The organism is Thiemannella venezuelensis (assembly GCF_014203605.1).
GTDB lineage: Bacteria > Actinomycetota > Actinomycetes > Streptosporangiales > Streptosporangiaceae > Planomonospora_A > Planomonospora_A venezuelensis.
Genome location: NZ_JACHJJ010000017.1, coordinates 22,315 through 41,188 on the forward strand (window position 1 = coordinate 22,315; position 18,874 = coordinate 41,188).

The 18,874-nt window shown below is 72.5% G+C and carries 20 protein-coding genes; 13 read left to right on the forward strand and 7 right to left on the reverse strand.

All coding sequences use genetic code 11. The features are described 5' to 3' along the window. Positions 1-106: 106 nt before the first annotated feature. The gene (locus FHS22_RS23300; RefSeq protein ID WP_184944832.1) at positions 107-1,612 is read left to right on the forward strand and encodes a hypothetical protein; all 1,506 of its coding nucleotides are present in this window, start codon (positions 107-109) and stop codon (positions 1,610-1,612) included. 55 nt (positions 1,613-1,667) lie between these two features. Next, complete coding sequence (locus FHS22_RS23305) at positions 1,668-2,348, forward strand: DUF4230 domain-containing protein (protein WP_184944834.1); 681 nt, start codon at positions 1,668-1,670, stop codon at positions 2,346-2,348. Positions 2,349-2,447: 99 nt separating this feature from the next. Here the strand turns inward: FHS22_RS23305 and meaB are convergent, their stop codons facing one another. Beyond that, positions 2,448-3,386 (reverse strand): methylmalonyl Co-A mutase-associated GTPase MeaB, encoded by a 939-nt coding sequence (meaB, locus tag FHS22_RS23310; RefSeq protein ID WP_184944836.1) that lies wholly within the window; start codon positions 3,384-3,386, stop codon positions 2,448-2,450. Between the two features lie 111 nt (positions 3,387-3,497). Continuing rightward, complete coding sequence (locus FHS22_RS23315) at positions 3,498-4,682, reverse strand: acetyl-CoA C-acetyltransferase (protein ID WP_184944837.1); 1,185 nt, start codon at positions 4,680-4,682, stop codon at positions 3,498-3,500. Between the two features lie 83 nt (positions 4,683-4,765). On the opposite strand from FHS22_RS23315, the gene mce reads away from it, so the two are divergent. From mce to FHS22_RS23330, 3 genes are all read left to right on the forward strand, one after another. Beyond that, positions 4,766-5,194, forward strand: coding sequence for a methylmalonyl-CoA epimerase (mce, locus tag FHS22_RS23320; protein WP_184944839.1), 429 nt, complete (start codon positions 4,766-4,768; stop codon positions 5,192-5,194). Between the two features lie 190 nt (positions 5,195-5,384). Beyond that, a complete protein-coding gene (locus tag FHS22_RS23325) occupies positions 5,385-6,659 on the forward strand; it encodes a DivIVA domain-containing protein (protein WP_184944841.1) in 1,275 nt (424 codons plus the stop codon). Between the two features lie 158 nt (positions 6,660-6,817). Beyond that, positions 6,818-7,291 (forward strand): DNA-binding protein, encoded by a 474-nt coding sequence (locus FHS22_RS23330; protein ID WP_184944843.1) that lies wholly within the window; start codon positions 6,818-6,820, stop codon positions 7,289-7,291. A 73-nt stretch (positions 7,292-7,364) separates the two neighbouring features. On the opposite strand, the gene FHS22_RS23335 is transcribed toward FHS22_RS23330, so the two are convergent. Genes FHS22_RS23335 through FHS22_RS23355 form a run of 5 tightly spaced genes read right to left on the reverse strand, consistent with a single transcriptional unit; the run spans position 7,365 to position 11,563 of the window. Then, positions 7,365-8,138, reverse strand: coding sequence for an alpha/beta fold hydrolase (locus FHS22_RS23335; RefSeq protein ID WP_338047895.1), 774 nt, complete (start codon positions 8,136-8,138; stop codon positions 7,365-7,367). A 54-nt stretch (positions 8,139-8,192) separates the two neighbouring features. Then, positions 8,193-8,954, reverse strand: coding sequence for an SDR family NAD(P)-dependent oxidoreductase (locus FHS22_RS23340; protein WP_184944847.1), 762 nt, complete (start codon positions 8,952-8,954; stop codon positions 8,193-8,195). Positions 8,955-9,010: 56 nt separating this feature from the next. Further along, the gene (locus FHS22_RS23345; RefSeq protein WP_184944849.1) at positions 9,011-9,724 is read right to left on the reverse strand and encodes an alpha/beta hydrolase; all 714 of its coding nucleotides are present in this window, start codon (positions 9,722-9,724) and stop codon (positions 9,011-9,013) included. Between the two features lie 49 nt (positions 9,725-9,773). After that, the gene (locus tag FHS22_RS23350; protein WP_184944851.1) at positions 9,774-10,094 is read right to left on the reverse strand and encodes an ATP/GTP-binding protein; all 321 of its coding nucleotides are present in this window, start codon (positions 10,092-10,094) and stop codon (positions 9,774-9,776) included. After that, positions 10,091-11,563, reverse strand: a complete 1,473-nt coding sequence (locus tag FHS22_RS23355; RefSeq protein WP_184944852.1) for a 3-hydroxyacyl-CoA dehydrogenase family protein — start codon at positions 11,561-11,563, stop codon at positions 10,091-10,093. Before FHS22_RS23355 ends, FHS22_RS23350 begins: the two co-directional genes overlap by 4 nt. Before the next feature lie 242 nt (positions 11,564-11,805). Between FHS22_RS23355 and FHS22_RS23360 the strand changes: the two genes are divergently transcribed. The 8 genes from FHS22_RS23360 (at position 11,806) to FHS22_RS39330 (ending at position 18,874) form a co-directional block, all read left to right on the forward strand. Next, positions 11,806-12,249, forward strand: coding sequence for a hypothetical protein (locus FHS22_RS23360; RefSeq protein WP_184944854.1), 444 nt, complete (start codon positions 11,806-11,808; stop codon positions 12,247-12,249). Continuing rightward, positions 12,246-12,560 (forward strand): winged helix-turn-helix domain-containing protein, encoded by a 315-nt coding sequence (locus FHS22_RS23365; RefSeq protein WP_184944856.1) that lies wholly within the window; start codon positions 12,246-12,248, stop codon positions 12,558-12,560. The genes FHS22_RS23360 and FHS22_RS23365 overlap by 4 nt, the downstream gene beginning before the upstream one ends. Continuing rightward, positions 12,557-13,435, forward strand: coding sequence for an ABC transporter ATP-binding protein (locus FHS22_RS23370; RefSeq protein WP_184944858.1), 879 nt, complete (start codon positions 12,557-12,559; stop codon positions 13,433-13,435). The genes FHS22_RS23365 and FHS22_RS23370 overlap by 4 nt, the downstream gene beginning before the upstream one ends. Continuing rightward, complete coding sequence (locus tag FHS22_RS23375; RefSeq protein WP_184944860.1) at positions 13,432-14,598, forward strand: ABC transporter permease; 1,167 nt, start codon at positions 13,432-13,434, stop codon at positions 14,596-14,598. The genes FHS22_RS23370 and FHS22_RS23375 overlap by 4 nt, the downstream gene beginning before the upstream one ends. A gap of 121 nt (positions 14,599-14,719) precedes the next feature. Beyond that, positions 14,720-15,382: an endonuclease NucS gene (gene nucS, locus FHS22_RS23380; RefSeq protein ID WP_184944861.1), complete on the forward strand. Its 663-nt coding sequence runs from the start codon at positions 14,720-14,722 to the stop codon at positions 15,380-15,382. Positions 15,383-15,710: 328 nt separating this feature from the next. Further along, the gene (locus tag FHS22_RS23385; protein ID WP_184944862.1) at positions 15,711-16,535 is read left to right on the forward strand and encodes an ABC transporter ATP-binding protein; all 825 of its coding nucleotides are present in this window, start codon (positions 15,711-15,713) and stop codon (positions 16,533-16,535) included. 54 nt (positions 16,536-16,589) lie between these two features. Then, on the forward strand, positions 16,590-17,441 hold the full coding sequence (locus FHS22_RS23390) for an ABC transporter permease (protein ID WP_184944863.1): 852 nt from the start codon (positions 16,590-16,592) through the stop codon (positions 17,439-17,441). Between the two features lie 68 nt (positions 17,442-17,509). Then, complete coding sequence (locus FHS22_RS39330; protein WP_184944864.1) at positions 17,510-18,874, forward strand: ATP-binding protein; 1,365 nt, start codon at positions 17,510-17,512, stop codon at positions 18,872-18,874.

Below are 18,874 nucleotides of genomic sequence, written 5' to 3' on the forward strand. Positions count from 1 at the left end.
CTCGACCCGGTCTTCTGCCCGGTCGACGCGGCGTGGGCCCTGCCCACGCCCCACGGTGCGTGATCACAGGGGCGTTTCACGCGAGGAACTCCAGCAGAGCGCGTTGGTGGCGGTCGCCGTCCTGCTCGTGCTCGGTGTGGTCACTGCGTGGAGCGTCCTCATCCCAGGCGTCAGCGCGTGGGAGAACATCGTCGTCGCGCTCATCGGCTCGCTCCGGATCACCGGGCCGGTGGCCGCCGCCTTCGCCGCCTGGGTGGCGGTCCGCAGGCGGCGCGGGACCGGCGGCCGGGCGCTGACCGCCTGGCAGGCGGTGCGTGCGCCGCTGGCGATCCTGGTGGTCGTCATGGGCTCCTTCACCGCCACCGTGCTGGTCCTGGCGGTCAGGACGATGCTCACCGAGCAGGCGGGCCGGCTGCTGCCCAGCGGCCTGATCATGAGCGTGGCCGGGCTGGCGCTGTACGTCACCATCGGCTGGGTGACGGGCTGGCTGCTGCCCTGGACGATCACCCCCGCCCTCGCCGGGCTCGGCTGCTACGCGCTGTTCAGCTGGCTGGCCGGCAGGTCGGCCTGGACCGACCGGCTCGTGCCCGCCACGCGGGAGCCGTACGACCTGTTCCAGGGACTGAGCTCGGCGGCCTTCACCGACCAGACGCTCTGGCTGGTGGGCGTCAGCGCCGCGCTGCTGCTCGGCTGGGCCGCGGTCGTGACCCGCCAGACCCTCGTGCTGGCCGCCGCGCTGCTCGCGGTCCTGGCCGCCGGGACCGGCGTGGCCAGGCTGCTGGACGACCCGCGGCCCGTGGCGGCGGAGCGGGTCGTCTACAGCTGCCAGGAGTGGCCGATCCGGGTGTGCGTGCACCCGGGGATGCGCAACGGCCTGGACGAGCTCGGCTCGGCCTTCATCAAGATCGCCTCCCGGCTGGCCGGGACGCCCGGCGAGTTCTCCCGGGTGGAGCAGCGCCCCCGGCACGACGACACCTCCCTCGCGCCGGGCGCGGTTCCGGTGCACGTGGACGACCTGGCGACCGGGTTCGCGGACCGGGCGGCCGGCGAGTTCGTGGAGAGCCTGGCGGAGAAATGCGACGGCACGCCGGCCGGCGGCTACCGCGACATCGTGACCGCCTGGCTGCGCGGCGAGCCGCTGCCCGGCGGGCCGCTGCCCGAGCACCAGTACGCCGCCGCGTGGTTCTCCGCCCTGTCCGAGACCCAGCGCCGCGGCTGGCTCCGGCTGCACTACGCCGACTTCGCCGGATGCCGGCTGCAGGCCGCCCACTTCGGCGCTCAGGCGCCCCAGGCCGCCGGGGCGGAGGAGGCGGAGGAGGCGGACCGCCCGGAACGCGGGGGCCGGGACGGCGGGGCGCCGCACGGCGAGGCCGGTCAGGCGCCGCAGGCGGAGGTGCGGGCGACGCCGTGGACGACGCCGGGCGCGGAGATCCCCGCCGCGCCGCAGACGGGGACGCCGCAGGCGCCGTGGCAGGCGCCGGACGGGGAGGGCCCCGCCGCGCCGCAGGCGAGAACGCGGACGGTGCCGGACGCAGGCGGCCCCGCGACGCCGCACGGGGGAGCACGGGGAAGGAACGGCGAGAGAGCCGACCGGGAAACGCCGCGGCAGTGACAAGATCAGCATAGTCTCGAGGTGAGAAGGCGGGCACCGAGGGAAGGAGACCTCTGTGAAGGCTCCCCCGGAAGCATCCGCCGAGGCCCCCTCGGCGCCCCGCCGTCGCCGTCGCCGCTGGCGCCTCCTCGCCGCGCTCCTCGTCGTCGCGGTCCTCCTGCTGGTGGGAGGCCGACTCGCCTGGTCGTGGCTGAACCCGTTCGGCGAGACCGCGGTCGACCGCAGCCAGCCCGTCCTGCTGCAGTCCATCCACGACCTCAGCCGCTTCGAGGCCGCCACCGGCAACTTCCAGGTCGTCGTGGACCTGGAGAAGGACGCCGCCTTCCTGCCCGACGCCATCAAGGGCACCCGGACCCTCTTCGTCGGTGCGGGAGGCGTCGACGCCTACGTCGACTTCGGCGGCCTCTCCGAGGGCGCGCTGACCGTCTCCCCCGACCGCACCGAGGTCACCGTACGGCTTCCGCGCGCCCAGCTGGAGAAACCCAACCTCGACAACAAGCGCTCCTACGTCTACGCCCAGCAGCGCGGCCTCTTCGACCGGGTCTCCGACTTCCTGTCGTCCTCCCCCGGCGACCAGCAGGAGCTCTACGTGCTGGCCGAGAAGAAGATCGCCGAGGCCGCCCAGGCGAGCGACCTGCGCAACCGCGCCGACCAGAACACCAAGGCCATGCTGCAGGGCATGCTGACCACGCTCGGCTTCGACAAGGTCACCGTGAAGTTCGCCGACGAGCCCTGAGCCGACCGGCCGGCCGGAGACGGGCGGTCCCCGCGCCTCCGGTCCGGCCCCGCGCGGCCCGGGAGCGGGCGTCCCCGGAGAGCACCGCTCCGGCCGCGCTCAGGTGAGGGACGCCAGCAGCTCGTCGGCCGCCGCGTAGGGATCGAGGCCGGTGTCCGAGACGCGCGCGGCGAGCGCGTCGAGCCGCCGGTCCCCGTGCAGGTCGGCGAAGCGGGAGCGGAGCGCCGTCAGGGCGATGGCCTCGATCTCGTCACGCGCCCTGGTCCGGCGGCGGCGTTCCAGCTCGCCCGAGGACTCCAGATGCGCCAGATGCCCGTCGAGAGCCTCGACGACCTCCTCGGCGCCTTCGCCCCGGTAGGCCACGGTCGGCACGATCGGCGGCCTCCAGTCGCGCTCGACCAGGGCGATCATGTTGCGGAGCTCGCGGATCGCCGCCTGGGCGCCGTCGCGGTCGGCCTTGTTCACCACGAACACGTCGGCGATCTCCAGGATGCCCGCCTTGGCCGCCTGCACGCCGTCGCCCATGCCCGGGGCGAGCAGCACGATGGTGCTGTCGGCCAGGGAGGCGATCTCCACCTCGGCCTGGCCGACCCCCACGGTCTCCACGAGGACGACCTCGCAGCCGGCGGCCTCCAGCACACGCAGCGCCTGCGGCGTGGCCCACGACAGGCCTCCCAGGTGGCCCCGGCTGGCCATCGACCGGATGAACACCTCCGGGTCGGTGGCGTGGTCCTGCATCCGCACCCGATCGCCCAGCAGCGCCCCGCCGGTGAACGGCGAGGACGGGTCCACCGCGAGCACGCCGACCTTCACGCCCCGCTTGCGGAACGCCTGGACCAGCATGCCGGTCGAGGTGGACTTGCCCACCCCGGGCGAGCCGGTGAGCCCGATGATCCGGGCCCGGTTCGGCCGGTCGGCGCAGAGCCTCGCGGTGATCTCCCGCAGCAGCGGCGAGCCGTTCTCCACCAGGGAGATCAGCCGGGCCACGGCCCGGGGCCGGCCCGCGCGCGCCCCGTCGATCAGCTCATCCAGATCCATGCCACCCTCTCGATCATGGCCCGCGACCGGGGCCCGCCAGGCCGTACCGGAGCGTCCGCGGGACCGTCCGCCCGCTCACGGGCGGACGGTCCCGCGGGCGGGCTCCGCGCGTCAGGCCGAGGGGACCCGGATGATCAGGGCGTCGCCCTGGCCGCCGCCGCCGCACAGGCCGGCCGCGCCGAGGCCGCCGCCCCGCCGCCTGAGCTCGTGGGCGAGGGCGAGCACGATGCGGGCGCCGGAGGCGCCGATCGGGTGGCCGACGGCGATGCCGCCGCCGTTGACGTTGACCTTGTCGAGCGGGACGCCGAGGTCCTTGGCGGACTGGAGGACGACCTGGGCGAACGCCTCGTTGATCTCCAGCAGGTCGAGGTCCTCCACCGAGAGCCCCTGCTTGCCGAGGGCGTGCTTGACGGCGTTGGCCGGCTGGGACTGCAGCGAGTTGTCGGGACCGGCCACGTTGCCGTGGGCGCCGATCTCGGCGAGCCACTCCAGGCCCAGCTCCTCGGCCTTCGCCTTGGACATCACGACCACGGCGCAGGCGCCGTCGGAGATCTGCGAGGCGGAACCGGCGGTGATCGTGCCGTCCTTGCTGAAGGCGGGGCGCAGCCTGCCCAGGGCCTCGGCGGTGGTGTCGGCGCGCACGCCCTCGTCGGCGGAGACGACGACCGGGTCGCCCTTGCGCTGCGGGATGGGGACCGGGACGATCTCGTCGAGGACGCCGTTCTTGATCGCCGCGGCGGCGAGCTGGTGGGACCGGGCGGAGAACTCGTCCTGCTCCTCGCGGGTCCAGCCGAGGCGGGCGTTGTGCCGCTCGGTGGACTCTCCCATGGACACCTGGTCGTAGGCGTCGGTGAGGCCGTCGTGGGCCATCGAGTCGACGATGTCCGCACCGCCGTACTTCACGCCCCTGCGCAGGCCGGGCAGCAGGTGCGGGGCGTTGGACATGGACTCCATGCCGCCCGCCACCACGATGTCGAACTCGCCCGCCCGGATGAGCTGGTCGGCGAGGGCGATCGCGTCCAGTCCGGACAGGCAGACCTTGTTGATCGTCAGCGACGGCACGGTCATCGGGATCCCGGCCTTCACCGCGGCCTGGCGGGAGGGGATCTGGCCGGATCCGGCCTGGAGCACCTGCCCCATGATCACATACTGCACGGCCTCGGGGGCGACGCCGGCGCGCTCCAGCGCGGCCTTGATCGCGATGCCGCCGAGCTCGGCGGCGGTGAGGCTCGACAGGGAGCCGAGGAGCCGGCCGATGGGGGTACGAGCTCCGGCGACGATGACGGAACCAGACATGGAGGGGCCTCCCTGGCAGGAAGTGGGGCGACTTTGCCACCATACCCATGAGTACTCAAGCCGCTGCCATGGAGGTTGGCCCTATGTTCATGCGTATCGACCATGTGGGGATCGCCTGCCACGACCTGGAGGAGAAGATCGCGCTCTTCGAGCGGACCTTCGAGCTGACGGTGGTGGCCCGCGAGGTCAACGAGGAGCAGGGGGTCAAGGAGGCGATGCTCCACATCGCCGACGGCGAGGGCGGAGGCTCCTACATCCAGCTCCTCGAACCGCTGGGTCCCGACACCCCCGTGGGGAAGTTCCTCGCCAGGCGCGGCGAGGGCGTGCACCACGTCGCCTTCGGCGTCCCGGACGTCGCGCGGGCGCTGGAGGAGATCGGCGGCAGGGGGGTCCGCCTCCTCGACGAGAAACCGCGCCACGGCTCCATGGGATCCTCCATCGGATTCCTGCATCCCAAGGATGTGGGCGGGATGCTCACCGAGCTCGTCCAGGCCGCGGAACCGCAGGCCTAGCCATGTCAAACGCAAGAAAGGCTCATGCGTAACAAGTCCACCCACATAGTCGGAGGGGGAGGCCAACGCGGCAACAGCGGAGTACGCTGGCCTATCACCGGACGTGGATCCCGTCACGGCTCCCGCCTCGGATGCCAGAAACCCTCGTCCGGCCCGTGTAGCCGTCTCGCCAACCCAGGATCGAGCCTCCATGCAGTCCGACATCGACGCCCAGCTCAACAACTTCTTTGAAGACGCCCCCGCTCGGGAATTCGACGTGGTGCTCCGTGGCTATGACCGGCACCAGGTCCATGACCACCTGAAGCAGATCGACGGGGAGCTGCGCCAGGCCCGCGAGCAGGTCCAGGGCCTGCAGCGGGACCTGTCCGACTCCCAGCGCCAGCTGCAGGAGCAGGAGCGCCCGACCTACTCCGGTCTCGGCGCCCGGATCGAGCAGCTGCTCCGTCTCGCCGAGGAGCAGGCCACCGAGCTGGTCCAGGCCGCCCGGTCCGAGGCTAACGAGATCAAGGCCGCTTCGAAGGTGGAGGCGGCCGACCTGCGCGCCGCCGCCGAGAACGAGGCCGCGGAGAAGCGCGCCCTCGCCACCCGCGAGGCCGACGACATGCGCGGCACCGCCGAGCGCGAGGCCGAGGAGATCCGCTCGACCGCCCGCCGCGAGGCCGACGAGCTCACCTCGACCACCGAGCGCGAGGTCGCCAAGCTCCGGGCCACCGCCGACCACGAGGTCGCCGAGAAGCGCGCCGACGCCGAGCGCGAGATCGCCAAGCTGCGCACCACCACCGAGCGCGAGGTCGCCCAGCTCCGCGCCTCGACCAAGCGCGAGCGCGACGAGGTCCTCACCACGGCCAAGCGCCAGGCCGACGAGATGCGGGCGCAGGCCCAGCGCGTGCTGGAGGAGTCCGAGGCCAAGCGGGCGCAGGACGAGGCCGAGTTCGAGATCCAGCTCGCCGCCCGCCGCGAGGAGGCCGAGCGCCAGGAGGCCGAGCGCCACGCCACCGCGCAGGCCGCCACCCAGAAGCTGGTCGCCGAGGCCGAGCAGCGGGCGGCCACCGCCGAGCAGCGGGCCACCAAGGCCACCCAGCAGGCCGAGCAGACCCGCCGCGAGGCCGACACCCACGCCAAGCAGCTGCTGGCCAACGCCCGCAAGAACGCCGACCAGATCGTCTCCGAGGCCAAGACGAGCGCCGAGTCGATCGTCTCCGAGGCCAAGGCCGAGGCCGAGCGGAGCCGCTCGGTCGCCCAGCGCCAGGTCGACGAGCTGACCCGCCAGCGCGACAGCATCACCAGCCACCTGGCGCAGCTCCGCCAGCTGCTCGGCGGCGCCCCGCTCCCGGCCACCGAGCCGGAGCCCGCGGTCACCGCGGCCCCGCCGAAGCCCGCCATCGCCGCCGCCAACGACAAGCCGGTCCCCGCTGCCGCCAAGGCGGACAGGGCCGACGACGACGCGGAGTGGTGGCAGGAGTAAGCGCCTCTCGGAGGCGTTGACGACGGCTACGGAAGAGCCCGGTGACCTTCACGGTCACCGGGCTCTTCTTCGTTGGCACGGGCTCCGCTCCCACGTTTTGAACATTATGTTTAACACATTCAATTGACAATATATAGTTTTGACGGCAGACTCGGGACATGGTCTCCACTCCTCGATCTTCCGATGATCCCTTCACCGCTCCCGACCCCGGCCAGACCCGAGCCCAGCGCGAGGCCGCCGCCCTGTTCCGGATCACCGACCGGCATGCGTCCGACACGCGGCTGCGTTACCGCCAGGTGCATCCGGATGTTCCCGGCCCGCACGAGGCCGTGCGGCTCGTCGCCTTCCTGCTCGCGGGCCCGGCCTCACTCCAGGACGGTGAACCGGAGGTGGACCACGCCGACCTGGTGGCCGCGCTGACCCTGCTCCCACGGGTCCGCGCCGAGTTCGACGACGTGGAGGCCGCTCTGCTGAAGATGGCCCGAGGGCGCGGCATGACCTGGCAGGAGATCGCCTTCGGCCTCGGCCTGGGCAGCCCGCAGGCCGCTCGCCAACGGTACGAGCGGCTCATCGAACGCGCCGCTCCCGACCGCATGACCGGCCTGCAGGCAGCCGCGCACGATCCTCAGTGAGCGCGGGAAAGGCTCCACTGTCCGCCGGGGCACGACGGCGGCGGGCCGGAGCACGGCGGCGACGAGCGGCCGGTCAGAGGATCCGGTCTCTGAGGAAGCCGGCGACGGCGCGGTTGAAGGCCTCGGGCTGTTCGATCGCGCTCAGGTGGCCGGCCTTCTCGATCACGGCCAGGCGGCCGTCGGGGACCGCCTCCGTCATCGCCTCCGCGTCGGGCAGCGGCGAGAGCTCGTCCTCCTCCCCCACGATCACGAGGGCGGGGACCTTCAGCGCGCGCAGCGTGTCGAAGGAGTCCGGACGGGCCGCCATGGCCCGCTGGGCCCAGGCGACGGCGCCCGGCGGGGCCGACTGGACCAGGCCGCGGACGCGGCCGAACACCATCGCGCGGCGCTGCCTGGTGGTCGGGCCGACCAGCGCCGGGAGCACCTCCTCGACCAGGACGGAGGAGCCCCGGTCCAGGACCGCGGCGGCGATGCGCTCACGGTTCTCCCTGGCCGCCTCGGGGTCGGCGGTCGCCTTGGTGTCGGCGAGGACCACGCCCAGGACCCGGTCGGGGTGGCGGCGGCACAGGGCCATCGTCACGTAGCCGCCCATGGACTGGCCGCCGACCACGGCGCGGTCCACGCCTTCCTCGTCCAGGAGCCGGGCGACGTCGTCGGCCATCACGTCGAGCGACGGTTCGTCGTCTCCGAGGAGGGATCCGCCGAAGCCGCGCAGATCCGGAGTGATCACCTTGCAGGTGGCGGCGAGGCCCTCGCGCTGGGCCAGCCACATGGTCGACGACATCGGGAACGCGTGGAGAAGGACGACCGGAAGTCCCTCGCCCGCCGATCGTGTGTACAGGCGCACGCAGTCCACCGTAATCGCGGACTCCGGATCTGACACCCCTTGACCGTCCATCGGTTATGAGGTCGCGGTCACCCCTCCGTCGATGAAGAGCACCTGGCCGGTCATGTAGGCGGAGGCCGTACCGGCGAGGAAGACCGCGGGGTGGGCCATCTCCTCCGGGGTACCCCAGCGGCGCATGGGGACGGTCTGGACGGTGGCCTGGCTGGAGCCCGGGTCCTCCCAGAGGTTCCGGTTGAGGTCGGTGGCGGTCCAGCCGGGGCACAGGGCGTTGGCCCGGACTCCGCTCCCGGCCCACTCCAGGGCCAGGCTCTTGGTGAGCGCGACGAGGCCGGCCTTGGCCGCGGCGTAGGGGGCCAGGAACGGCGCGCCCTTGGCCGCCACCGAGGCCACGTTGATCACCGATCCGGCGCCGCGCTCCAGGAGATGCGGCGCGACGGCGTGGCAGACGGCCATGGCCGAGTCGAGGTTGAGCCTCATGAGCTTGTCCCAGCCGGACAGGCGCAGGTCCTTGAAGGGCACGAGGAAGTTGGACCCGCCGGCGTTGTTGACCACGACGTCCAGGTGGCCCAGCGCCTCGATCGCCTGCCGTACGGCGTCCGCCGCGGCGTCCCGGTCGGTGAGGTCGCACGGGATCACCACGGCCCGGCGCCCGCACGCCTCGACCTCCTTGGCGACCTCGGCCAGCGGTCCGGCCGACCGGGAGACGAGCGCGACGTCGGCGCCGGCCTCGGCGAACGCAACCGCGATCGCCCGGCCGATGCCCCGCGACGCGCCGGTCACGAACGCCTTCATCCCGGAAAGATCGAAAGCCTGCACGGCCGCCTCCTCATCGTTCGCGACGCCGCACCGCGCGGCTCGAACCGAACAAGATTCTACGAGTCGGCGACCTCGGTGGGGAGGGGGTGGGCGGCCGGGTTCACGCGGAGGACGATCTCGTTCAGCACGATCCGCACGTACGGCTCGCCCACCCACAGGTGCTTGGCGCCGTCCACTCCGACCACCTCGGCCTGCGGCACCCCGGCGAAGCGGGCGCGGGCCTCCTCCGGCTGGAGGTAGTCGTCGAACTCGGGCACCAGCGCGGTCAGCGGGCGGCCGAACTCCGCCCACGCGTCGAGGTCGGCGTCGCCGGCCCGGTGCAGCGGCGGGGAGAGCAGGACGGCCCCCCGGACCAGCGGGTCGCGGCCCCACTTGAGGGCCAGCTCGGTGCCGAAGGACCAGCCGACCAGCCAGGCGTCCGGCAGGTCGTGGAAGTCGGCGTACTCCAGGGCGGCGGCGACGTCGAACCGCTCCCCCTCGCCGCCGTCGAAGGCCCCCTCGGAGGTGCCGCGCTCGGAGCCGGTGCCGCGGGTGTTGAAGCGCAGCACCGCGAGGTCGGCGAGGGCGGGCAGCCGGTTGGCCGCCTTCTTGTACAGGTGACTGTCCATCATGCCGCCGTGCGTGGGCAGCGGGTGCAGGCAGATCAGCGTGGCGACCGGCGGCCGCTCCGCCGGGAGCGCCAGCTCGCCCACCAGGGTCAGCCCGTCACCGGTGTGCAGCTCGATCGGCTCGCGCCGTGCGGGCAGGACCGTTGAGGCCCGGATCTCCATCTCGTCCCTTTCATGGCTGTTCGCTTCCGCGGCGGCCGGAGCCGGTCCTTCAGTACCGGCTCCGGCCGGGGCCGCGTCTGACCCGGTTGCGCCAGCACGCGGAGTGCCAGTGCCTGCGCTCGTCCTCGCCGCCCGCCCAGGCCGGCCAGCTCACCAGATGCGGCAGGCCCGCCCGGATCTCCTGGTCGCAGCCGGGGCAGCGGTAGACCTTGCCGCTGCCCGCGCCGGCGACCCGGCGCACGTGCCAGTCGCCGTCGGGCCACTCCTCGACCTGGTCGACGCCGGGCACGGCTCCCCCGACGGGCCGGGAGGAGCCCCGGCCGCCGCCGCGGTCGAAGGGGTCCATCCGGCGCGCTTTGCGCGGGCTCACGACGGCAGGTCGCGGATGCTCCGCATCCCGGCCGTGACGAGCTGGTCGAGCAGCGGCGCGGGGGCGAAGGACGGCTCGCGGTACTCGGCGTAGAGGGCGCGCAGGCCGTCGCGGACGGTCTCCAGGCCCAGCCGGTCGAGCGTCTCGAACGGTCCCGCCGGGTAGCCGCAGCCGAGCTTCATGGCCGTGTCGATGTCCTCGACCGAGGCGTAGCCGGACTCGTACATCCGCACGGCGTCGTTCAGGTAGGGGTAGAGCAGGGCGTCGACCACGAACTCGGCCCGGTCCTTGCACGGCACCGGGGTCCGGCCGAGGATGCGCAGCAGGCCGACGGCGATCCGCGCCGTCTCCGGTGAGGTGAGCACGGTGGAGGCGACCTCCGCGACCTGGTCGCCGACCAGGTGCAGGCCGACCAGGCGGTCGGGGTGCGGAAGCCCTACGGCCCGCTCGACCACGGGCGTGCGGGACAGCGCGACGACCAGCTCGGCGTCCTCGGTGCCCACGATCTTGAATCCGGCGCCGGAGAGCCGGGCGGCGAACTCCTCGGCGCCCTCGCCGAGGACCGCGACCGAGGCGGCCGACGGCTTCTCCTCGGACGACGGGGACTGCGGCTCCTCGGCGCAGTGGAAGCCCTGCCCGGACTTGCGCCCGAGGAGGCCCGCGGTGACGAGCTCGCGCAGGATCGGGGCGGGGGCGTGCCTGGGGTCGCGGGTCTCCCGGAACAGGACCTCGCAGATCTCGTGGGAGGTGTCCAGGCCGATCAGGTCGAGCAGGGCGAAGGGGCCCATCGGGAAACCCGCGCCCAGCTTCATCGCGGCGTCGATGTCGTCCCGGCCGGCCAGGCCGTTCTCCAGCAGGACGGCCGCGTGGTTGAGGTAGGGCAGCAGGAGCCTGTTGACCACGAATCCGGCGCGGTCCCCGACGGTCACCGGGGTCTTGCCGAGGCGGCGCGCGAGGTCGGCCACCTCACCGGCGAGGCCGTCGTCGGTGGTCACGGTCCGGACCACCTCGACCAGCTTCATGACCGGCGCGGGGTTGAAGAAGTGCATGCCGATGACCCGGCCGGGCCGGGTGGTGGTGGCCGCGATCGCGGTGACAGAGAGCGAGGAGGTGTTGGTGGCCAGCACCGCGGACGGTTTGCAGACCCGGTCGAGGTCGGTGAACAGGGCCCGCTTGTAGTCCATGACCTCGGGGATGGCCTCGATGACCAGGTCGGCGTCCGCGAGGTCCTCCAGGGAGGTGGTGAAGGACACCCGGCCGAGGATCTCCGCCCGCTCCGCCTCGGTCAGCCTGCCCCGCGCGAGAGCCCGGCCGGTGGAGCCCTCCAGGTGGCCGCGGCCGCGCTCCAGTGCCGCGGGGTCGGCCTCGACCCCGATCACCGCGAGTCCCGCGCGGGCGAACACCTCGGCGATCCCCGCGCCCATCGTGCCCAGGCCGACCACGCCGACCGTCTCAAAGGTGCCCGCCATCGCCTCTCCCCATCGCACCGAGAACGTGCTGCCGCCGGAGCTGCCCGCCCCGGCACCCCATCAGTCTCCCAGAGATGACCTACCCGCCTCGCAGGCCGGGTGCCCATCCGGCCCTCCTCTTCCAATCTCAGGAAACTACTTGAATGGGAGTTGAGTATCACCTAATGTTTGAGTGGATGAGCGAGGAGGGACGGTCAATCACCCCGGACTGAAGGCCGGGGTCTCCACACTGGAGGCAACCGATGAGAGAGAACCTCACACCCGAAGACGCCCTGCGGCACATCGGCGACATCGACCGGCGCGCGCGCAGGCCCGCGCGGACGACAGGGCTGATCCTCCTGGTCATGGGCTTCGCCAACATCCCCTACTGGCTGGCGATGTCACTCGGCCCCGACTGGTCCAAGTACATGGCGATGGTCTCGTGGTTCATCATGACGATCTTCATCGTCGTCCTCGGACACCGCTGGTCCCAGCAGGCGCAGGACCGCGAGGTGACCCGGGTCAACAGGCCCACCGGGCCGGTGACGATCACTACCCTCGTCATGACCGCCGTGATGGTGGCGGGGACGTTCCTCCTGCCGGAGCACCCGGGCGCCGGCTGGGTCACGCTGGTCGTCGCGCTGACGGTCTGCACGAGCCTGCCGATGTTCTACGCGGCCTGGCGGATCCTCCGGGCGGAACGGTGAGCGGTAACGGCTCGCACCTGCGCCACCAGCTGGACGACCTCATCCACGCGCCGGTCCGGCTGTCGATCATGGCTGCCCTGGCCGCCGCGGACAAGGCCGAGTTCCGCTTCCTGCGGGACACGATCGAGGTGAGCGACTCCCTGCTCTCCAAGCACATCATCACCCTGGAGGAGGCCGGTTACGTCGAGGTGGAGAAGGTGTTCGTGGGCAAGCGCCCGCGCACCTGGCTCTCCCTCACCGACGCCGGGCGGCGCGCCTTCCAGGATTATGTCTCCGTGTTGAAACGACTGACCGAGGGATCCCCCCGATGATCGAGATAGATGATCTACACAAACGGTACGGCGACAAGATCGCCCTGGACGGAGTCTCCTTCTCCGTGAAACCGGGTGAGATGTTCGGCTTCGTCGGCGCGAACGGCGCGGGCAAGACGACCACGATGCGCATCCTGATGGGCGTCCTCTTCGCCGACTCCGGGCAGGTGCGCCGGGACGGCCGGGCGCTGGCCTTCGAGGACCGCCGCAGGTTCGGCTACATGCCCGAGGAGCGCGGGCTCTACCAGAAGATGAAGGTCGCCGAGCAGGTGCACTACTTCGGGCAGCTCAACGGGCTGTCCCCGAAGGGGGCGGCGAAGGCGACCGGAGACCTGCTCGAACGGCTCGCGCTCACCGAGCGCGCCGGTGACGAGGTGGGCGCGCTCTCCCTGGGCAACCAGCAGCGCGTGCAGCTCGCCGTCGCCCTGGTGCACGATCCCGAGGTGCTCGTGCTGGACGAGCCCTTCTCCGGGCTGGACCCCATCGCCGTCGACGCGCTGGCCGAGGTGCTCGCCGAGCGCCGCGCGGCGGGTGTGCCGGTGCTCTTCTCCAGTCACCAGCTGGACCTCGTGGAGCGGCTGTGCGACTCGGTCGGCATCATCTCGGCCGGCCGCATGGTGGCCAGCGACACGGTGGAGGCGCTCCGGGCGCGGGAGGGACGCCGTCTGCTGAAGGTGGTGGTCCGGGGGGCGACCCCCGACTGGACGACCGGCTTGAGCGGAAATATCACGAAAAACGGTGACGAGGTGCTCTTCGCTGACGCGAACGGCAGCGACCAGGAGATCCTGCGGGCCGCCACGGCGGCGGGAACGGTGGAGCACTTCGGCTGGGAGCGGCCCACGCTCACCGAGATCTTCCGGGAGGCAGTGGCATGAACGGGCTGTGGCTGGTCGCGCGGCGGGAGATCACCACGCGCGGCCGTACGAAGGGCTTCGTCGTCGGCCTGGTGCTGAGCGCGGTCCTGGTCGGCGCCCTCGCCGTCCTCCCCCGGCTCTTCTCCGGCCCCGACTCCTTCACCGTGGGCGTCGTCGGCTCCCCGGCGCTGCAGTCCGCGCTCGCCGAGGCCGGGGCCGGGCGGCAGGGCGAGGACGGCACCGAGGTCACCGTCGAGCCGTTCACCGACGAGGCCGCGGCGCGCAAGGCCGTCCTCGACGGCGACGTGGACGCCGCCGTGGTGGGCGACCGCAGGACGCTGGCCGACGGGGAGGTGGACCGGGAGCTCGGCGCGCTGCTGGAGAGCGCGCACCAGGCGGCGCAGACGCAGAAGCAGCTCTCCGAGGCGGGCCTGGACCCGGCCAAGGTCTCCGCGGCGATGCGGGTCGCCCCGCTGGAGCAGGTCTCCGTCGGCGCCGACACCCGCTACGAGGATGTGCGGACGGGCATCGCGTTCCTCCTGGTCATGGTGCTGTTCTTCCTCCTCCTGCAGCCGTCGATGTACGTCGCCATGGGCGTGGTCGAGGAGAAGGGCAGCCGCATCGTCGAGATCCTCCTCACCTCGATCCGCCCCTGGCAGCTGCTCGGCGGCAAGATCCTGGGGCTGGGAGTCCTGGCTCTGGCCAACCTCGTCGTGATCATCGTGGCCGGTCTGGGCGCCGCCGTCGCGACCGGCTTCTCCGCCGACCTGCCGCCCGGCATGGCCGGCATCGTGCTCAGCGCGCTGTTCTGGTTCCTGCTCGGCTACGCCTTCTTCGCCACCATGGCCGCCGCGCTCAGCTCGCTGGTCTCCCGGCAGGAGGAGGTCAGCAGCGTCATCAGCCCGCTGACGCTGCTGATCATGGCCACCTACTTCGTGTCCTACTTCGCGGCCGTCGAGCCCGGCAGCGGGGTGGCCCGCATCCTCTCGCTCATCCCGCCGTTCTCCACGATGGTCATGCCGGTCCGTACGGCCGGCGGCGGGGTGCCCTTCTGGGAGATCGGACTGGCGGCGGCCCTGATGGCCGTGGCGACGGCGGCGATGCTCGCGCTGGGCGCCCGCGTCTACGAGCGCGCGGTCCTGCGCACCGGCGCGCGGGTCAAGCTCTCGGAGGTCGTGCGCTGACGGGCGCGCACCGGGTACGGTCACGGCCCGCCAGGTGAGGCCGCACCCGGTGTCCGGCGAGACGACCGGCCGTCCGCTTCGGCGGGCGGCCGGTCCCGTCCGGCCGGTAGGGTGGTCGTCCATGCGGCTGGTCATCGCGCGTTGCAGCGTGGATTACGTGGGTAAGCTCACCGCCCATCTCCCGATGGCACCCCGGTTGATCTTGATCAAGGCGGACAGCAGCGTGTCCATCCACGCCGACGACCGCGCCTTCAAGCCGCTGAACTGGATGAACCCGCCGTGCAAGCTCCGCGAGGACGGCGGCACCTGGACGGTGACCCACGGCAAGACCGGCGAGAAGCTGGTCCTCACCATGGAGGAGATCCTCCACGACTCCCGCCACGAGCTGGGCGTCGACCCGGGCCTGATCAAGGACGGCGTCGAGGCGCACCTGCAGGAGCTGCTGGCCGAGCACATCACCACGCTGGGCGCGGGCTACACCCTGGTCCGGCGGGAGTACATGACGGCGATCGGGCCGGTGGACATCCTCTGCCGCGACGCGGGCGGCGCCACCGTCGCCGTGGAGATCAAGCGACGGGGCGAGATCGACGGGGTTGAGCAGCTCACCCGCTATCTGGAGCTGCTCAACCGCGACCCGCTGCTCGCCCCGGTCCGGGGGGTGTTCGCCGCCCAGGAGATCAAGCCGCAGGCCCGGGTGCTCGCCACCGACCGCGGCATCGACTGCGTGACCCTCGACTACGACGCGCTGCGCGGCATCGAGCCGGAGAACCCCACCCTGTTCTGACCCCGTACGGCCCGCCCGCCCGGCCCCCCGCGCCGCACGTGGCCGGGCTCCGCCGCCGCACGCTCCACGAGCGGGCACGGTCCTCGCCGCCACGGCCCCCACCTGCCCGCGTCCCGCGCTCCGGCCGTATCCACCGCGGCCACCGCATTCCCGCATCCACCGCATTCCCCATGCCTGCCGTATCCCCAGTGTCCGCCGTATCCCCTGCGCCCCTTACATCCCCAGCGTCTGCCGTATCCCCGGTGTCCTCCGTGTCCACCGAACGGAGGACAACCGGTTCCACCGGCCGTCGGTACCGCGCGAGCCGTACCCCCGCGATGCTCGGAGCATGACGACAGCGGTGAAGGTACGCGGCCTGACCAAGCGCTACGGCGACGTGCAGGCGGTCGGGGGCATCGACCTCGACATCAGGGCCGGAGAGGTGTTCGCAATCCTGGGGCCCAACGGGGCCGGCAAGTCCACCACGGTGGAGATCCTGGAGGGCTACCGGAAACGGGACGCCGGTGAGGTGAGCGTCCTGGGGACCGACCCGGGCAGGCCGACCCGCGAGTGGCGGTCCCGGGTCGGCGTGGTGCTGCAGACGGCCAACGACGTGGCCGAGGCGACGGTGCGCGAGACGGTCCGGCACTTCGCGGGCTACTACCCGAACGCCCAGGACCCGGACCGGGTGATCGAGCAGGTCGGCCTGGCTGAGAAGGCCGGCAAACGGATCCGGGAGCTCTCCGGCGGCCAGCGCCGCCGGGTGGACGTGGCGCTGGGCGTGATCGGCAGCCCCGAGCTGCTCTTCCTGGACGAGCCGACCACCGGGTTCGACCCCGAGGCGCGCCGCCAGTTCTGGGAGTTGATCCAGGGGCTGGCCCATCAGGGCACCACGATCGTGCTGACCACCCACTACCTGGACGAGGCCGAGGCGCTGGCCGACCGGGTGGCGGTCATCGCCAAGGGCCGGATCGTGGCCGAGGGCGAGCCCTCGACCCTGGGCGGGCGGGCCACGGCCAGGGCCACCGTCCGCTGGTCCGGGGGGGCGGTGGAGACCGACACCCCGACGGAGACCGTGCTGGAGCTGACCCGGCGCTTCGACGGTGAGATCCCCGAGCTGACCGTGACCCGGCCGTCCCTGGAGGACGTCTACCTCCGCCTGATCGAGGGCTGACCCCCGGCCTCCCGCGCCCCGGCCTCCTCCGCCATCCACCCGCCTGACCGAGGAATGATCCCCGTGACCCAGACCATCGCCCCGCCCGCCGCTCCGGCGGCCCCCGCCAAGCTGCCCTCCGCGTTCAGGCTGAGCCTGTCCCGAGCGGCCATCGAGACCCGCATGTTCTTCCGCGAGAAGGACGCGGTGATCTTCACATTCTCCTTTCCGATCATCCTTCTGGTGATCTTCGGATCGATCTTCGCGGCCGAGCTGGAGGGGACCGGCCTGAACGTCTCCCAGCTCTACGTGGCCGGCCTGATCGGTTCGGCGACCATGACGGGCTTCCAGAACCTCGGCATCGGCATCTCCATGGACCGGGACGACGGCACGCTCAAGCGGCTGGCCGGCACGCCGATGCCGCGCACCGCCTACTTCGCGGGCAAGGCGCTGAACACCCTGCTCGTATCCTCCGTCCAGGTGGCGGTCCTGCTCGCCATCGGGGTGGCCATGTTCGAGCTGGAGCTGCCCTCGACGGTCTCCAGCTGGCTGACCTTCACCTGGGTGTTCGTGCTCGGCGTGCTCGGCTCCTCCCTGCTCGGCATCGCGGTCAGCAGCCTGCCGCGGTCCGGCAAGAGCGCGAGCGCGGTGATCGCGATGCCGTTCGTGGTGCTGCAGTTCATCTCCGGGGTGTTCATCCCGATCGACCAGCTTCCCGAGTGGCTGACCCGGATCGCGTCGTTCTTCCCGCTCAAGTGGATGTGCCAGGGCTTCCGGGCGGTCTTCCTGGGCGACGACGGTGCCACACTTGAGCTGGCCGGATCGTATGAGCTCGACCGGGTCGCGCTCATCCTGGGCGCGTGGGTCATCGGAGGACTGGTGCTGTGCCTGACGACCTTCCGCTGGAAGGGCCGCCGCGACGGATGAGCGGCCGACCGGACGCCCCCGGCGGGGAGAGGCCGCGGGACGGGGCCGGGGAGGAGACGCCGCGGCCGGTGGGAGCCCTCACCGGCGGGCCGCCCGCCCCGCGCCGACCGGTCCCGCGGATCCCCATCCCGCTGATGCGGCCGGGCCGGCCCGCCGACCCGGCCGGACCCCACGCCTGGGAGTCGCTGCGCGGCTGGGAGCTGATGCTCGGCGCCTCGACGCTCCTGCCCGCCGTGTTCATCGCGCTGGAAGGCCGGCCCGGCTGGGAGGACCCTCTCGCCGCCGGGCTCATGGCCGCGATCCTCCCGGTCTACCTCCTCGTCGGCCGCCCGGCGATCCTGGACGAGGACCGGCGGCGCGGGGTCGTCTACGTCGTCCTGCTCGTCGTGCTGTTCACTCCGGCCGCGCTCCTCGCACCGAGTGCGACGTTCGCCCTCTTCGGACTCTGCCCGCAGTGCTTCATGGTGCTGGCGGCCAGGCCCGCCGTCGCGGTGGTCGTCGTGCTCAACGCCGGCCCGGCCCTGCGCTTCCTGCTGTCCCGCGACGGCTGGGAGGGGACGTTCAACTTCCTGACCGTCACCACGATCACGGTCTTCTTCTCCGCCGTCTTCGGCGTCTGGATGGAGCGGATCATGGAGCAGAGCGAGGAGCGGGCCTCGCTCATCGAGGAGCTGGAGGCCCAGCGGGCCGAGGTGGCCCGGCTCTCGGCCGAGCGCGGCGCGCTGGCCGAGCGGGAGCGGCTGGCCGGGGAGATCCACGACACCCTGGCCCAGGGGTTCACCAGCATCATCATGCTGATCCAGGCCGCCGAGGCGCAGCCGGACCCGGCCCGGCACCTGGCGCTGGCCGTACGGACCGCGCGGGAGAACCTGGCCGAGGCCCGCGCGCTGGTCGCCGCCCTGAGCCCCGCCCCGCTGGACGGCTCCACCCTCGACGAGGCGCTCAGGAGGCTCGCCGCCCGACTGGGCGAGGAGACCGGGATCGCGGCGGACGCCGCCGTCAGGGGGGAGTCGAGGGCACTGCCCCCGCCCACCGAGGTCGTCCTCATCCGCGCGGTTCAGGAGGCCCTGTCCAACGTGCGCAAGCACGCGTCGGCCGGGCGGGTGGAGGTCTCCACGACCTACGGGGCCGGTTCCGTGGCGCTGCGGATCCGCGACGACGGCAGGGGGTTCGATCCCCGCTCCCGCGACGGGTACGGCCTGCGGGGCATGCGGGCCCGCGTGGAGCAGGTGGGCGGGTCCCTCACCCTGACCAGCGCTCCCGGCGAGGGCACCGCCGTCGAGATCACCGTTCCCGCCGGACCGGCCGCCTCCGCGGAGGGAACCGGCGCCCCCGTCCCCCCGCCGGGCGGGTTCCGGGACGGGGACGGCAGCGGGGCGTCCGGCGGGGGCGTCCCCGCCGGGACCGGGGACACCGCCGAGCGGAGGGCATGA

Bases quoted from the DNA above. Each gene is read 5' to 3' on its own strand.
- FHS22_RS23385 (WP_184944862.1), top strand. From the start codon at position 15,711: ATGACGACAGCGGTGAAGGTACGCGGCCTGACCAAGCGCTACGGCGAC.
- nucS (WP_184944861.1), top strand. From the start codon at position 14,720: ATGCGGCTGGTCATCGCGCGTTGCAGCGTGGATTACGTGGGTAAGCTC.
- FHS22_RS23360 (WP_184944854.1), top strand. From the start codon at position 11,806: ATGAGAGAGAACCTCACACCCGAAGACGCCCTGCGGCACATCGGCGAC.
- FHS22_RS23390 (WP_184944863.1), top strand. From the start codon at position 16,590: ATGATCCCCGTGACCCAGACCATCGCCCCGCCCGCCGCTCCGGCGGCC.
- meaB (WP_184944836.1), bottom strand. From the start codon at position 3,386: ATGGATCTGGATGAGCTGATCGACGGGGCGCGCGCGGGCCGGCCCCGG.
- FHS22_RS23370 (WP_184944858.1), top strand. From the start codon at position 12,557: ATGATCGAGATAGATGATCTACACAAACGGTACGGCGACAAGATCGCC.
- FHS22_RS23315 (WP_184944837.1), bottom strand. From the start codon at position 4,682: ATGTCTGGTTCCGTCATCGTCGCCGGAGCTCGTACCCCCATCGGCCGG.
- FHS22_RS23375 (WP_184944860.1), top strand. From the start codon at position 13,432: ATGAACGGGCTGTGGCTGGTCGCGCGGCGGGAGATCACCACGCGCGGC.
- FHS22_RS23325 (WP_184944841.1), top strand. From the start codon at position 5,385: ATGCAGTCCGACATCGACGCCCAGCTCAACAACTTCTTTGAAGACGCC.
- FHS22_RS23345 (WP_184944849.1), bottom strand. From the start codon at position 9,724: ATGGAGATCCGGGCCTCAACGGTCCTGCCCGCACGGCGCGAGCCGATC.
- FHS22_RS23330 (WP_184944843.1), top strand. From the start codon at position 6,818: ATGGTCTCCACTCCTCGATCTTCCGATGATCCCTTCACCGCTCCCGAC.
- mce (WP_184944839.1), top strand. From the start codon at position 4,766: ATGTTCATGCGTATCGACCATGTGGGGATCGCCTGCCACGACCTGGAG.
- FHS22_RS23355 (WP_184944852.1), bottom strand. From the start codon at position 11,563: ATGGCGGGCACCTTTGAGACGGTCGGCGTGGTCGGCCTGGGCACGATG.